This is a genomic window from Weeksella sp. HMSC059D05 (genome assembly GCF_001809725.1).
Classification (GTDB): domain Bacteria; phylum Bacteroidota; class Bacteroidia; order Flavobacteriales; family Weeksellaceae; genus Weeksella; species Weeksella virosa.
Map to the genome: position 1 here is coordinate 31,249 of NZ_KV798544.1, position 15,417 is coordinate 46,665.

Below are 15,417 nucleotides of genomic sequence, written 5' to 3' on the forward strand. Positions count from 1 at the left end.
GAATACAGCTAAAAAATAGATTGGGATAAAAAAAGTTAGCCAAAAAGGCTAACCGCTACATCTTTAATAGAATAGACAATGAAAAAATGCCCTAATTTTCATCAGCATTCCCAGAAGAAGTTTTTAAAAGGGAGTAATTTTGTGCCTTGTTCTATGGCAATTAGAGAGAAGAAAAAGCTTATTTCATCAACAGTAACTGACTATCCTCAAAACTTTTTACCCAATGTTTGATGTTTGGTTCAATGTTCTGAAAATTTCCAGGTTCTAAAACTACTTGACAACCTTTTTCATCTTCATAAGTCACTTTACCTGTTACACATAGCAAAACTGCAGGTATAGCGGTGGTGTGCTCTGGTAACAATCCGTCTTTTTTCAGATACAGACTGCGTGTTACGCCTTCTTTTCCTTCAAATAATATGCTCACACTTAATTGCTTATCGGTTCTATGCAAGGAATTCAAATGTTTAATTTCTGCCATGGTTTGTAAGTTTAGAAGTTAGTTTCTACTGTACATCAAATTTAATCAAAATAAAGCAATTAGGCAACAAAAAAGAGCAACATGGTTGCTCTTAAATATAGCATTTATAGGTAGTTAACAAACAAAAGAAAAATAACTACTTCCCGATACAGAACTTTCCGAAAATAGTCCCCAATATATCTTCATCTACATCAATTTCTCCAGTTATTGCACCTAGATAGTCCAAACCTTCGCGAAGATCCATCGCCAATAAATCTGTGGGTATTCCATCTTGCATACCTTGTCGTATTTTATGCACTTGTGCCAAAGTTTTTTGCAACGCATCAAGATGTCTAGAGTTCGAAACTATTGTATCGTCGGTGTTGTTCAAGAGCTGAACTTGATCAAATAACTTTTCTTTCAAAGTTTCTATATTGTACTTTTCTTTTGCCGAAATTTCTAAGTGAATAACTTCCTTAAACTCATCTTTTATCGCTTGTGGTATTACATCTCTGTTCGATTCTATGTCGATTTTATTAGCAATATTGAAAACAATTTTACCTTTCGATATCAATGCTTCTAATTGGTTCGCAATCTGATTGTCTGCCATGATATTCGAATCATACAGATACAATACAATACTGGCTTTGTCTATTTTTTCGAAAGTTTTCTCTATTCCGATTTGTTCTATTTTGTCGCCAGCTTCTCGAATTCCGGCTGTGTCTATGAAACGGAATCCGATTCCATTAATGTACAATACTTCTTCTATCGTATCGCGTGTTGTTCCTTCAACATCAGAAACTATCGCTCTTTCTTCATTGAGCAGAGCATTGAGCAAAGTCGATTTTCCGGCATTCGGTGCGCCAACAATCGCTACAGGAACGCCATTTTTTATGACATTTCCGTACACAAAAGAATCGGATAAACGCTTTAAAACTTCTTGCAATTCATCCAGCAAAGCATATAGTTTTGTGCGATCTGCAAACTCTACATCTTCCTCAGAAAAATCTAACTCTAACTCGATCAATGCTGCAAAATTCACAATTTGTTCGCGTAAATCTTTAATCTGGTTAGAGAAACCTCCTCGCATCTGTTTCATGGCAATTTCGTGCGATGCTTTGGAGTCAGAAGTAATCAAATCAGCAACAGCTTCAGCTTGTGTCAAATCCATTTTCCCATTCCAAAATGCCCGAAAAGTATATTCGCCAGGATTTGCGTTTCTGATTCCATTTTTGTTCAAAACCTCCAATACTTTCTGTTGAATATACATCGATCCGTGTGTAGATATTTCGACAACATCTTCTCCAGTATAGGAGTTCGGACCTCTGAAAACTGTAAAAAGTGCTTCGTCTATAAGCACCTCTTCATCAATAAAATAACCCAAATGAACCGTATGTGAATCTACTTCGAGCAAAGATTTTTCGCCAAACTTCGACCGAAATAAAGTGTTTACTTTTTCGATTGCCTCTGGGCCAGAAACACGGATCACCGCGATAGCACCCATTCCATTTGCTGTAGCTAAAGCACAAATTGTATCATTAGAAATCATATCGTATGTTTGGAGTTTGTTATACAAATTTACATAATTTGATCCGAATCTAGTCCATTGAAAACTGTAAGATGGTTTTTCTTTTCGGTAGGATATTCTCAATGACGATTCGATACATAACTTACCAAAAATACTTTCATAAGCAGTCTTCTTTATACGGAAAAACAGACGTAGGATGCTTTTTCTTGTACCGAAGTATCAATTGCATGGCATAATAGCTGCTTTCGCATCGATCGTTTGCTTGTACAATATCTACTAAATTTACAGAATATTTCGGATCAAAAAAACCTTTTGCATATAGTTGGTTGTTTTTTACCAAAATATACGATTGTTCCTCTGTATTCCTACCCTTTCCGAGCACAAAAAAAGAATTCATTTTATCGGTAAAACTTTTCTTCATTTCTGCTACTCTTTGGTTATATTCGGTAGGATTTTCTAGAGTTTGCGTTTTTAGTAAAGCATTTTTATCTTTTTTATCGAACGGATCTTCATTATAAAAATAACACAATAAACGATTAAGATTAAATTCATTAATCTTATCTAGTAAGCTTTGTGTAGCATCATACACGCGATCGAAATACGCAAAACATGTTGTTTGTGGAGTTGTTTTCACCAAAGCTATTCGCTCGTAACCAGCTTGATCGATATAAGAGGTTAGCCCAAATTTCGGATTCAATCCTTTCAACGCACGATTATACTTTGGCCAATACCGCCTGATGTATTCTTGTTCTGTTAACAAAGCCATCAATTCATTTCCTGTCTCTAAAAAATCTATAGTATAGATATCATTGAGGAAATCTTGTCTTCTTTGCCCGGCATTGTTTCCAGCGAAATGATCGTTCACTCGTTTTCGGATGTTGATTGCTTTTCCTATGTAAAGAAATTTATTGTCTTTACTTTTAAAAAAATAAACTCCAGAAGTTGTAGGTAAATGTTCTAAGTTCTGATGCTTCAAATTACTGGGTAAACGAAGAATCTTCGCGTTTGTTTTGCTCATTTTCTCGATCCACCGTTCTTGATCATTTTGTAATAATTGTTCGAAAAGAATGGTCGTAGCCTTTGCATCCCCCGCTGCTCTATGTCGATCATGCAATGGAATATTTAGATTTTTGCATAGCGACCCTAAACTATAACTTGTGTAACCAGGAAAAATTTTTCGTGCCAAACGTACGGTGCATAATTTTATTGGTTTCCAATCTATTCCTACATCCAAAAATTGTTTATGAAGAAAAGAAAAATCAAAACTTACATTGTGTGCTACAAAAATAGCCTTCTCTAAATAACTATACACATCTTTGGCAACTTCATCAAAACGTGGAGCATCGACCAGCATTTCGGGTGTGATTCCGGTAAGTGTTTGGATATGAAAGGGAATCGGTTTTTCGGGATTCACCAAGGTTTGATATTCGTCTATAATCTCTTTTCCGTTGTGCAAGAAAATTGCGATTTCTGTTATTCCGCCATGTGCTGCAGCACTTCCGTTGGTTTCTATATCGACAATTGCATACAACGGTTGTTCTGATTTTTGTTTGAGCATACGTAAATTTCGCAATTTATTGAGAAAATTTTGGATAAAAAACGTTAAAAATTACCTCAATAGAAACCTCCTTTTCTTATTTTTTGTTTAAAACCATACGCACAATGACGGCAATTATTCCCACAACAACGCCCCTTTTGGTAATGATAAAATTCTGTAAATACCCAATATTGCCCTTCTATATAATAATGAATTTGTGGAATAAACATAGTGCGATCGGTAGGAAAGGGATATTGTTTAGCTAACTCTGCGTACTGATCTAATGCTTGTAAACAATTCGTACACAAACAATCGTAGTAAGTTTTGGCTAGAAACTCTTGGGTTTCGGCTTTCAATTCTACTGAAGAACAACCACATACAGAAACATTATTGGTTTGACAGCAAAAAATTTCGCCACAGCGTTGACACTTTTTATTTTCCATTTCATTTTTCGTTTCAACTACAATTTTAGCGATATTATTTTATTTGCTAAAGGATATCACAAATAAAATGAAGTCTATTATAGAGAGAATCCGTAAATTTATGGCAACAAAATTCTTGTTGGTTTTGTTCATATCCTACCAATAGGAAAACAGAACTGAACAGAAATTTTGTTGATTTACTTCAAATACTAATCATTTAAAATTAAACATTCTAACAATGAATATTTACAAAGAACGTTTAGCGCTTCTCCGTGAAGAAATGAAAAAAAACGGCGTACACGCAACCATTATTCCAGGAACTGATCCACATATAAGCGAATATTTAGCCAAACATTGGCAAGAAAGAAATTGGATTGCAGGTTTCACAGGTTCTGCTGGTACAGCTATAGTCACTTTGGATAAAGCAGCTCTTTGGACCGACTCTCGCTATTTCATCCAAGCCGAAAATCAACTAGCTGGTACTTCTTTTTCTTTAATGAAAGATCGCATGCCCGACACGCCCGATATTATTTCTTGGTTGAAAAGTGAACTCAGAGAAGGCGAAAAACTCGGTTTAAATCCTCAAATGTTTACGCATCAACAATTTACATCTTACCAAAAAAGCTTATCAAACAAAAATATTTCGATACAATCTGTTGATTTAATCGATGTTATTTGGACCGATCGCCCAGCACTGCCAAACAATCTTGTAGAAATATATGAAGAAAAATATGCAGGTAAATCTGCGCAAGAAAAGCTAAAAGACGTTCGAGCAGAAATGCAAAAAGTAGATGCCAATATCTATGTTATCGCAAGTTTGGATGAAATTGCGTGGCTACTAAATATCCGCGGAAGCGATGTAAACTTCAATCCTTTGGTAATTTCATATGCGGTAGTAGAAAACAATTCGGTAAATTTATTTATAGACGAACAAAAGCTCGACAATAAAGCCAAAGAATATTTAGACTCTATAGGTGTTTGGGTAAAACCATATTCATCGATTACAGATTTTTTATCTCAGCTTGATGCACAGTCTAAAGTGCTTTTTGATTCTACCCGCTTGAATCAATCTTTGTATGAAGCACTTCCTAGCACGGCAAAAGTTATCGAAACTTTATCGCCAATTACTTTACTTAAAAGTATAAAAAACGAAATCGAAATCGAAGGGATTCGTCAGGCGATGATCAAAGATGGAGTTGCATTAACGCAATTTTTTATTTGGCTAGAAAACAACATCGACAAGTCTATAACCGAGTATACCGTAGGTGAAGAGTTGCTAAAATACAGAGCAAGACAAGATTTGGCAAAAGGACCAAGCTTCGGGACAATTTGTGGTTATGCAGCAAATGGCGCGATGAATCATTACAGTGCCAAAAAAGATACAGCAGCCCTCTTGGGCAGAGATGCTTTGGTGTTGATTGATTCTGGTGGTCAATATTTAGATGGAACAACCGACATTACCCGAACCATGAAGTTCGGTGAGCCGACCGAAAAAGAGAGAAAAGATTATACTTTAGTTTTGAAGGGTATGATTGCACTTTCTTGTGCAAAATTTCCGCATAATACACGAGGTTCGCAGCTCGACGTTTTGGCAAGACAATTTTTATGGCAAAATAATCTAAATTTCGGGCACGGAACAGGTCACGGTGTTGGGCATTATTTATGTGTACATGAAGGACCACAAAATATCCGTACCGATGAAAATCCTACCGTTTTACAAGAAGGTATGATTGTGTCTAACGAACCCGGAATGTACCGTGATGGCGAATATGGTATCCGAATTGAAAATCTTATTTTGGTTCGAAAAACTGAGAAAACATCTTTCGGAATTTTTTATGAGTTCGAGACTTTGACGCTCTTCCCTATTGATACCAACCTGATTGACAGGACGTTATTTACAGATTCTGAAAAAGAATGGCTAAATAATTATCATCAAATGGTGTATGATCGTTTAAGTCCGAATCTTAGCGAAGATGAAAAATCTTGGTTAAAAGAAAAGTGTAAAACTTTATAAAAAATTAAGTTTATTGGTATAATAAAATCCGATTCATTTTTGAATCGGATTTTTTATAGCATTGTTTTTTTTAGTTCTTTAGCGCGCAATGTTTACAGCACGTGTTTCACGTATTACAGTTACGCGTACTTGCCCTGGATACGTCATTTCATTTTGGATTTTATCCGAAATCAAAAACGACAACTCAGCTGCTTTGGCATCATCAACTTTTTCACTTTCGACCATTACACGTAATTCTCTACCGGCTTGTATAGCATATGCTTTTTCTACTCCATCAAAATTCAATGCAGTAGTTTCTAGATCTTTTAATCGTTGAATGTAAGATTCTAATACTTGACGACGTGCTCCAGGTCTAGCACCTGAAATAGCATCGGCCACCTGTACGATTGGTGCAATCAATGATGTCATTTCTATTTCATCGTGGTGAGCACCAATTGCATTCACAACGTCTGCATTCTCTCCATATTTTTCTGCCCATTGCATTCCTAAAATTGCGTGAGGCATTTCTGACTCTTGCTCCGGAACTTTCCCAATATCATGCAATAAACCTGCTCGTTTTGCTAGTTTTGCATTCAGACCTAGTTCTGCGGCTAGTGTTCCGGCAATATGAGCTACTTCTCTAGAGTGTTGCAGCAAATTCTGCCCATACGAAGAACGGTATTTCATCCTACCTATTATGCGAACCAAATCTTTGTGTAATCCATGGATACCTAGGTCGAGGATTGTTTTCTTTCCTACCTCGATAATTTCATCCTCGATTTGTTTTGTTGTTTTGGCAACTACTTCTTCGATGCGTGCAGGATGTATACGACCATCGGTCACTAATCGGTGCAGTGACAGGCGAGCAATTTCTCGTCGAACAGGATCAAAACATGATAATATAATTGCCTCTGGTGTGTCGTCTACGATAATTTCTACACCTGTAGCAGCTTCTAGTGCACGAATATTTCTACCTTCTCGCCCAATAATTCTACCTTTTATTTCGTCCGACTCTATATTGAAAACAGATACTGCGTTTTCGATTGCTTGTTCTGTTCCGATTCTTTGAATTGCTTGTATAACAATTTTTCTTGCTTCATTTCTAGCGTTCAACTCGGCTTCTTCCATTATTTCCTGAATATGAGCCTGAGCTTTAGTTTTGGCTTCGTCTTTCAGAATTTCCATCAACTCTGCACGTGCTTCATCTGCAGAAAAATGAGAAATTTTCTCTAATGTTTCTACTTGTTTTTTGTGCATAGAGTCTACCTCTCGTTGTCGAATATTCAGCTTTTCTGTGCGTGCTTTGATGTTTCCTTGCTCAGCTTTCAAGCCATCTTTAGCTTTTTGCACTTCGGCTAAATCACTCTTTACACGGTCTTCGCGTTCTTTTAGTCTGAATTCTTGATCAGCAATTTTTCTTTCGCGCTGATTTACCGACTCTTCGTGTTTTGACTTTAATTCTAAAAATTTCTCTTTTGCCTGAAAAATCTTCTCTTTCTTAATGTTTTCTCCTTCTTTTTGTGCTTCTTTAATTAAAGCATCGGCTTGCTGTTTTGCTTGTTCGATGAGTAATTGATTCTCTTTATCAACTGATTTTTTCGATAAAAAGTATCCTATTGCAGCACCGACCAATAAAGCAATTACGCCAATTAATACTTCCATAGTTGTTTATAGTTTCTGATATAAATAAAAAAAAACCTACATTAGTCATCTAATTGCGTTAACTCCTGAAAACAGGATTTGAGTTAGTCCGCCAGTCAATAATCCGCTGTCAATATAAAATTGTACCCTAAGGTTGCGGCCCGCTTTCCGGACGGTGTTCACTCGGTAACATAATAAGTGTTGAGTTAACCAAATTGCTAGAACTAATGTAGGATATCGGTTGCACCGTAGTGCAAAAAGAACTTCTCGTTTGTTTATTATTTGTTTGCCAAAGTTTCGTCTATTCTTTCTACCAATTCATCTATTCGATGGTGAGGAATAGCTTCTACATTTTTAGCTTCTCGTCTTGTTTTGAAATCTTTTATCGCATATTGTATCAATGCCATAGCCAATCCGTCTTGTTTATCAGATACTGCATACTCTTCTTCAAACAACTTCAACGTATCATTTATTTCTTTTGCAGCTAACCGAGCAATCTCTTCATCTTCTAAGAGAATCGTCAGGGGATATTGTCGCCCAGAAATGGTTAATTTTATACGCTGCGTACTCATGATTGTCTATTTTTTATTTGAGCAATACATGCATCTACTTCTTTTATCAATTTATTCATCCGGAGTTTCATTAGCTTTTTATACTCCTGATTCCCTCCCATGGCGTTCATCATCTTTAGATGAGTCACTTGGTCTGATAAGGCGATATTTTCTGTTCGTGTTTCTTTTAGTTTCTCTTTCAGCAAATCAATTTCTTCCTGTAAAGAATCACGCTCTGATCGTATATTTTCATAACGCTCAACAAGGGCTATAATTTTAGCTTCTAAAGCTCTAAATCCTAAAGTTTTATTCCCCATTGAGAGTTTGTTTTTGTTCTAGCTCTGTATGCAAATTTAAACTTTTTTTAATATGAGTACAACTTTTAAACTGCGTTTTCTACAATTTCTTCTTATTTATTTCGATTTAAAACATTTTCACGTATATTCTTTATCTTTTTCCAACTCAAACTATCCATCACCAGCTATATTTTCTTTAGGTTTATACCTGAAATAATCGAATGTTTTAACAATATTTTTATATTTGCTATCCGACTAACAATTTAGACAAACATCTTATGAAACTAAATTACAGAAAAGTATTTGTGTTGACAACTCTTTTGGGTTTGGGTTTTGTTTTCGGACAAAAAGAAGCTTTTCCACCTTCTGACTCTTATCCTAAGGGTGATTTTATCAATCCATTAACCATTACCAATTACCTTTCTGGAAACTTTGGAGAATTACGTACAAACCACTTTCATTCTGGCTTAGATATTAAAACGCAACAACGAGAAGGCCTGAAAGTTTTGGCTGTCGGAGATGGATACATATCGAGAATAAATGTTTCACCAACAGGCTATGGTAACGCTCTGTATATCGATCATCCGAACGGATACACAACCGTATATGCTCACTTGCAAAGTTTTCATTCTCATATTGATGAATTTGTTAGGAAACATCAATATCAACAAGAAAAATTTGCTGTAGAAATTTATCCAAACCCTAATGAACTTGTAGTAAAACAAGGAGATTTAATTGCTTTGAGTGGCAACACTGGAGGTTCTGGTGGACCACATTTACACTTCGAGATTCGGGATACAAAAACAGAAGAACCTATCAATCCATTTTTTTTCGGTTTCGATGTTCCCGACACACAAAAACCGCAACTTTCTGCTATGTATGTTTACCCCCTAAACGGTAGTGTAAACGGTAAAAAATCAAGAGTTATGGTGTCAGCAGGCTCTACTGTAAATGCAACAGGAAAAATAGGTTTTGGTGTAAAAACGTATGACCGACACAATGGAGCACATAATAATAACGGCACATATCAGATATCGATTTTTGTAGATAATGAGCAAATTTATGGTTTCACGGCAGAACGTTTAGCTTTTGATGAAACGAGAGCTATAAACTCGGTATGCGATTACGAGGATATACAAAAGAATAATAGTTGGGTATATCAATCAGCGATAGAAAAAGGAAATCCCTTACGGCTATTTTCTAATGTGAAAGAATACGGAACCTTGACCCTAGAAGACAAACTTTATACTATAAGAATAGTGGTTTCGGATTATGCAGGGAATCAGACTAGTAAGTCTTTCAGGGTAAATGGTAAAGCGCTTTTCGAGGAAGAAAAGCCAAACAAAGAAGGTGAAACAATGTTTTGGAATCAAGAAAACGAACTGGTAACAGAAGATATGGCCTTGTTTTTTCCTCAAGGTGTTTTCTATAGCGATTTTCAGTTATCCTACCGAAAAGAAAACGATAAGCATTTTGTTGGTGACTATTATACGCCTCTGCATACGCGTTATACAATGAAAATGAGACCACCCGAATCTATTTCTGTGGCACAATTAGACAAGGCAGTTATCGTACGCCAATATATGAGAAGAGGTAGTTGGCGAAAAGAATACCTCACTACAGAACTGAAAAATGGACATCTAATTGCCGAACCAAGAGATTTTGGTAATTTTTCGGTAGAATTGGATCTTACAAAACCAACCATTACACCACTAAATATAAAAGAAGGTAGTACATTTAGCAACTCGAATTACCTTATAAAATTTAGGATAAAAGATAATCAATCGGGGATAAAAGAATATAAAGCCTATGTAGATGGAAAATGGATTTTAGCCGTTTACGATAAAAAAAATGATTTACTCAGTATAGATTTAAATAAAGAAAATGTGTCTATTGGCACTCATAATATAGAATTAACCGTGCAGGATGAAAAAAACAATATTGCAACTTACTCAGCTAACTTCTCTAAGAGCTCTTAGCACTTTAGGAGTTTTTCTTATATCGAGCACTCTGTTTTCGCAAACAGCTAACATCAAAGGAAAAATAGTCGATGAAAATCATTTACCTTTAGAAGATGTTGCGATCATGGTTGGCGATCAGGAAGTGTATTCGGATATGGACGGAAACTTTCTTATCGAAATTCCGTCCAATACCGATGTCGTTTTCACGGTGACCGCAGACGGTCGTTTGCCGTATAAACAAACCCTGAAATTAGGTGATCATCTTACCAAAGAAATTTTTGTAAAATTGGTTGAAGACCCGAAATCGAGGATCGAATTACAAGGTGCAGAAATTACCTTTCAACGCAGAACAACGCCTTTGCAAAGTGTAGCCTTAAGTGCAAAACAAATGACCGAAGGTCCAAGCCTCACAGGCGGAGTAACCGATATTCTAAAAACCTTACCCTATGTAAGCTCTAACACAGAATTGAGTTCACAGTATATGGTACGTGGAGGAAATTATGACGAAAATCTAGTCTATGTAAACGGAATGGAAGTTTACCGCCCACAACTTATCCGTTCTGGAGAACAAGAAGGACTAGGTTTTGTAAACCCGAACATGACCCAAAATATCAACTTCTCTGCAGGTGGTTGGGAAGCCAAATATGGAGACAAAATGTCATCTGTTTTAGATATCATCTATAAACAACCCACCCAATTCGAGGGCCAATTCGAGGCAAGCATGATGGGCGGAAGCTTAACGCTTGGGCATGGTACTCGCGATAGAAAGCTTTCGGCAATTGTAGGTGGACGTTATCAAAACAGAAACCTCATCCTTAATACCCTAGATGGCGACACAGATTTTACCCCTCAATACTATGACATTCAATCTTTTATAAATTATCAACTAAACAAAAAGTGGAATATAAATTTTTTAGGGACATTTTCTAAATCTCGGTACGAAATGAAACCTAATACACGAAATACGTATTTCGGCGGTTTTGAGAATCCCCTCCTTCTCACTATTCACTATAACGGAAAAGAAGACGATAAATTCCAAACAGAGACCGGAAATTTACAATTCAATTACAAAGCAAATGAGAAACTCGATTTAGCCGTAGATTTATTTGCTTACCACTCGAAAGAACAAGAATACTTTGATATACAAGGCGCTTATCTTATTTCTGAAGTTGACACGGACGGAAATCCGACGCAAACCTATGATGTTGGCTCGCAGATAGATCATGCACGTAATAATTTTGATGTAGTTGTAGCAGGAATGCAACACAAAGGAAAATACAAATTAACGCCAAATAATACCATAGAATGGGGTGTGAAATATCAACAAGAAGATATTCGAGACCTATTAGGCGAATGGCAAGTTTTAGATTCGGTTGGATATTCTGTTCCCAATCAACCCAATAATTTAGAACTAAACTATAGTGTGAAAGCTAAAAATCACCTCAAAACAAATCGTTTTTCTGGTTATGCCCAATATGCCACAAAATTCAATTGGAGCAATGCCAAAGTAATGATCAATGCAGGTGTTCGTGCTACATACTGGGATTATAATGAGGAACTCAACATCAGTCCGCGTGCACAAATTGCTGTAAAACCAGATTGGGATACCGATATGCTTTTCCGTTTTGCAACTGGTATTTACTATCAACCGCCATTCTACAGAGAAGTTCGTCGTTTAGATGGTACGTTGAATGATGAAGTAAAATCTCAACAATCAATTCATTTTATCTTAGGCAATGACTATGAATTTAAGATGATGGACCGTCCGTTCAAACTAACCACAGAGGTATATTATAAACTTTTCAATGACCTTAATCCATACTTCGTAGACAATGTTCGCATTCGTTACCAAGCCAATAACAATTCAGAAGGTTATGCTTATGGTATAGACGCTCGTTTGTTCGGTGAATTTGTACCAGGTGTAGATTCGTGGTTTTCGGTTTCCTATGCAAGAGCTTATCAAAACATCGACAATCGTGGTGATATTCCATTGCCAACCGATCCTAGATTCAAGGCTTCAGCATTCTTCCAAGACTATATGCCTATTCTCACCTCATTCAAAGTCAACGTAAATTTTGTATATGCTGCTGGTTTACCAATGAGTGCACCACAGTTTTCAGACCCGTACAAATATCAAGAAACTCTCAATGATTATAAAAGGGTAGATATTGGTTTTGTAAAAGAATTCATCAACCAAAAAGACCTACTACCAAGAAGTAGTTTCTGGCAAAATTTCAAAGAGGTTTCGGTAGGATTAGATGTATTTAATATTTTCGATATCCGAAATGAAATAAGTAACAGTTGGATACGCGACGTTCATTCGACAAACGTTTATTCGGTTCCGAATCGATTAACAGGACGCTTTTTCAATGCTAAAATGAATATAAAATTTTAACGACTCCCCGCAAATATGACATCCTTCTACGGAAGGATGTTTTGTTTTATGACAAATCGTCACGAAAATCGAAATGGCAGACTATTTGAAATTTTTACAAACACATAAAATAAAATAAACATGTCAGAGCATACAAACCCTCAAGAATTTGAAAAAGAAGAAATCTTAGATCAAAATCAAGATAGCCAAACCGAACAATCATCCAAACAAAATACATCTTCAGAAGAGCATTTCAATGAACTTTTACAAAAAGAAAAAGACCAATATCTCCGATTATTTGCAGAGTTTGACAACTACAAGAAACGCACAAACAAAGAACGCATAGAAATCTACAAAACCGCCAATAAAGAAGTCATTTTGGCATTATTACCCGTTTTGGATGATTTTCAGCGGGCTTTACCTACTATTGAAGAAACGGCTGATGAAGCAACCTTTAAAGGAGTTGAACTTATACACCTCAAAATTATAGACATCCTCCGTAAAAAAGGTTTAAAGCCAATGGAAGTGAACGTTGGAGACAATTTCAGCACCGATATTCACGAGGCGGTTACTCAAATCCCAGCAGCATCAGAAGAAATGAAAGGTAAGATTGTCGATATCATCGAAACTGGCTATATGCTGAGTGATGTTGTTATTCGATACCCGAAAGTTGTTGTAGGAATGTAATAGAAAAGAAATGAGTAAGAGAGATTATTACGAAGTATTAGGCGTTGATAAAACAGCCACGTTAGATACCATCAAAAAGGCATACCGAAAGTTAGCCATCCGATATCATCCCGATAAAAACCCTGGAGACCAAGAAGCAGAAGAAAAATTTAAGGAAGCCGCAGAAGCATATGAAGTGTTGAGTGACGATAGTAAACGTTCTCGCTACGACCAATTTGGGCATGCTGGCATGAGTGGTGCTGGCGGATTTGGTGGAAGTGGTGGGATGAACATGGAAGATATATTCGCACATTTCGGTGATATTTTTGGCGGATTTGGTGGGCAATCTAGAGGACCGCGAAGAGTACGTGGTACAGATTTACGCATCCGAGTGAAAATCAATCTAGAAGAAATGGCTAATGGGGTTGATAAAAAAATTAAAGTAAAACGACTCAAGCAAGCCGAAGGAGCCACTTCTAAAACTTGTCCGACGTGTAACGGAACAGGACAACAGGTACGGGTAACCAATACGTTTCTGGGGCAAATGCAAACCGCAACAACTTGCAACACATGTCAAGGAATAGGAAAAGTTGCAGACCATATTCCACCTGGAGCCAATAATCAAGGTTTGATAAAGGTAGAAGAAACATTAGACATAAAAATCCCTGCTGGTGCTCGTGATGGGATTCAGCTACAAGTAAGAGGGAAAGGTAATGACGCTCCTTTTGATGGAATCCCTGGTGATTTGATTGTTGTGATCGAAGAAATCGAACATGATAAATTAAAAAGAGATGGTAATAATTTACATTATGATTTGTATATTTCTATACCAGATGCTATTTTAGGTGGATCTAAAGAAGTGCCTACAGTAAACGGAAAAGTGAAAATAAAAATTGATAAAGGTACACAATCTGGAAAAGTTCTACGCTTAAAAGGGCAAGGTTTACCTGATGTCAACGGTTACGGAAAAGGCGATCTATTCGTACATGTAAATCTTTGGACACCCGAAAAAATAACCAAAGAGCAAGAACAATTTTTCGATAAAATGCGAGATGATAAGCATTTTTCTCCTGACCCTGAGAAACAAAATAAATCGTTTTTCGATCGTGTGAAAGAAATGTTTAATTAAATATAAAAAAAATCCACTCCCAAGGGAGTGGATTTTTTTATACACTATATTTCTCTTTAGTTTTCTTCTGGATGATAAGGTTTTAATGACTTGTAAATTTTGGCACAGTTAAATTGTATTGTACTGCCAACATTCTTATTACTACAATTACTCCACCTGAAACAAAGAAGGTAATATTCCTACTAATATCAAAAAATTCTAAAATCACATAAATAATTGCTCCCATTAAACAAGCAGAAGCGTAAATCTCTTTCCGGAAAACAACCGGTATTTCATTGATCATCATATCTCTAATTACACCTCCCATTATTGCGGTAAACATACCCATAATGATTGCTACAATTGGACTTACACCCAAGTTCAGTGCCTTCTCTACACCAACGATCGTAAACAATGCTATTCCCAAAGTATCAAACAACATGAAAGTTTTGCGTAACTTCAAAAAGAATTTATAGAAAAGTGCAGCCATGATAATACCAAGCATAACTGCGTAGAGCATATTGACGTCTTTTATCCAAGAAATTGGGAATGATCCCAACAATACATCTCGAATTGTTCCGCCTCCGATGGCTGTAACAAAAGCTGTAAAAGTTACTCCGAACCAATCTTTACCAGACTTTTCATCGGCTGCTAAAGCACCTGAAATTCCGTAAAAAAATATACCAAAAATCTCAAAATAGTACTGAATTCCCATTGCACTTCATTTTGTTTTTGCTTGATAAATTGATCTACAAAATTATTAATTCATCTTCATTCCTTATATATTTTTCTATCCAATCATTAAATAAATCTTTATAAGCAATCTTGCAGTGGAATTCTCTTAAAAAAATTTTGTAATTTACATTGTAGAAATGAAATACTG

General features: G+C 36.2%; 13 protein-coding genes. 5 read left to right on the top strand and 8 right to left on the bottom strand.

What is annotated here, in order from left to right; translation table 11 throughout:
* Positions 1-178: 178 nt before the first annotated feature.
* The 4 genes from HMPREF2660_RS06535 to HMPREF2660_RS06550 form a co-directional block, all read right to left on the bottom strand.
* Positions 179-478 (bottom strand): cupin domain-containing protein, encoded by a 300-nt coding sequence (locus HMPREF2660_RS06535; protein ID WP_013598968.1) that lies wholly within the window; start codon positions 476-478, stop codon positions 179-181.
* Positions 479-614: 136 nt separating this feature from the next.
* Positions 615-2,006, bottom strand: a complete 1,392-nt coding sequence (mnmE, locus tag HMPREF2660_RS06540; protein WP_070486232.1) for a tRNA uridine-5-carboxymethylaminomethyl(34) synthesis GTPase MnmE — start codon at positions 2,004-2,006, stop codon at positions 615-617.
* Between the two features lie 136 nt (positions 2,007-2,142).
* Positions 2,143-3,543 (bottom strand): exonuclease domain-containing protein, encoded by a 1,401-nt coding sequence (locus HMPREF2660_RS06545; protein ID WP_013598966.1) that lies wholly within the window; start codon positions 3,541-3,543, stop codon positions 2,143-2,145.
* A 56-nt stretch (positions 3,544-3,599) separates the two neighbouring features.
* A complete protein-coding gene (locus HMPREF2660_RS06550; protein ID WP_013598965.1) occupies positions 3,600-3,965 on the bottom strand; it encodes a cysteine-rich CWC family protein in 366 nt (121 codons plus the stop codon).
* A 217-nt stretch (positions 3,966-4,182) separates the two neighbouring features.
* Between HMPREF2660_RS06550 and HMPREF2660_RS06555 the strand changes: the two genes are divergently transcribed.
* Positions 4,183-5,958, top strand: a complete 1,776-nt coding sequence (locus HMPREF2660_RS06555) for an aminopeptidase P family protein (protein ID WP_070486234.1) — start codon at positions 4,183-4,185, stop codon at positions 5,956-5,958.
* A 78-nt stretch (positions 5,959-6,036) separates the two neighbouring features.
* Here HMPREF2660_RS06555 and rny read toward each other — a convergent pair whose 3' ends face one another.
* The 3 genes from rny to HMPREF2660_RS06570 all read right to left on the bottom strand — a co-directional run bounded on the left by rny (position 6,037) and on the right by HMPREF2660_RS06570 (position 8,446).
* Positions 6,037-7,599: a ribonuclease Y gene (rny, locus tag HMPREF2660_RS06560; protein ID WP_013598963.1), complete on the bottom strand. Its 1,563-nt coding sequence runs from the start codon at positions 7,597-7,599 to the stop codon at positions 6,037-6,039.
* Positions 7,600-7,856: 257 nt separating this feature from the next.
* Positions 7,857-8,150, bottom strand: coding sequence for a cell division protein ZapA (locus HMPREF2660_RS06565; RefSeq protein ID WP_013598962.1), 294 nt, complete (start codon positions 8,148-8,150; stop codon positions 7,857-7,859).
* A complete protein-coding gene (locus HMPREF2660_RS06570; RefSeq protein WP_070486236.1) occupies positions 8,147-8,446 on the bottom strand; it encodes a hypothetical protein in 300 nt (99 codons plus the stop codon). Before HMPREF2660_RS06570 ends, HMPREF2660_RS06565 begins: the two co-directional genes overlap by 4 nt.
* A gap of 257 nt (positions 8,447-8,703) precedes the next feature.
* On the opposite strand from HMPREF2660_RS06570, the gene HMPREF2660_RS06575 reads away from it, so the two are divergent.
* From HMPREF2660_RS06575 to dnaJ, 4 genes are all read left to right on the top strand, one after another.
* Complete coding sequence (locus HMPREF2660_RS06575) at positions 8,704-10,404, top strand: M23 family metallopeptidase (RefSeq protein ID WP_013598960.1); 1,701 nt, start codon at positions 8,704-8,706, stop codon at positions 10,402-10,404.
* The gene (locus tag HMPREF2660_RS06580; protein ID WP_083299084.1) at positions 10,352-12,781 is read left to right on the top strand and encodes a TonB-dependent receptor plug domain-containing protein; all 2,430 of its coding nucleotides are present in this window, start codon (positions 10,352-10,354) and stop codon (positions 12,779-12,781) included. Before HMPREF2660_RS06575 ends, HMPREF2660_RS06580 begins: the two co-directional genes overlap by 53 nt.
* A gap of 120 nt (positions 12,782-12,901) precedes the next feature.
* On the top strand, positions 12,902-13,447 hold the full coding sequence (locus HMPREF2660_RS06585) for a nucleotide exchange factor GrpE (protein ID WP_070486239.1): 546 nt from the start codon (positions 12,902-12,904) through the stop codon (positions 13,445-13,447).
* A 10-nt stretch (positions 13,448-13,457) separates the two neighbouring features.
* Complete coding sequence (gene dnaJ, locus HMPREF2660_RS06590; RefSeq protein WP_070486241.1) at positions 13,458-14,555, top strand: molecular chaperone DnaJ; 1,098 nt, start codon at positions 13,458-13,460, stop codon at positions 14,553-14,555.
* 82 nt (positions 14,556-14,637) lie between these two features.
* Here the strand turns inward: dnaJ and HMPREF2660_RS06595 are convergent, their stop codons facing one another.
* Positions 14,638-15,249 (bottom strand): trimeric intracellular cation channel family protein, encoded by a 612-nt coding sequence (locus HMPREF2660_RS06595; RefSeq protein WP_070486243.1) that lies wholly within the window; start codon positions 15,247-15,249, stop codon positions 14,638-14,640.
* Between the last annotated feature and the right edge of the window lie 168 nt (positions 15,250-15,417).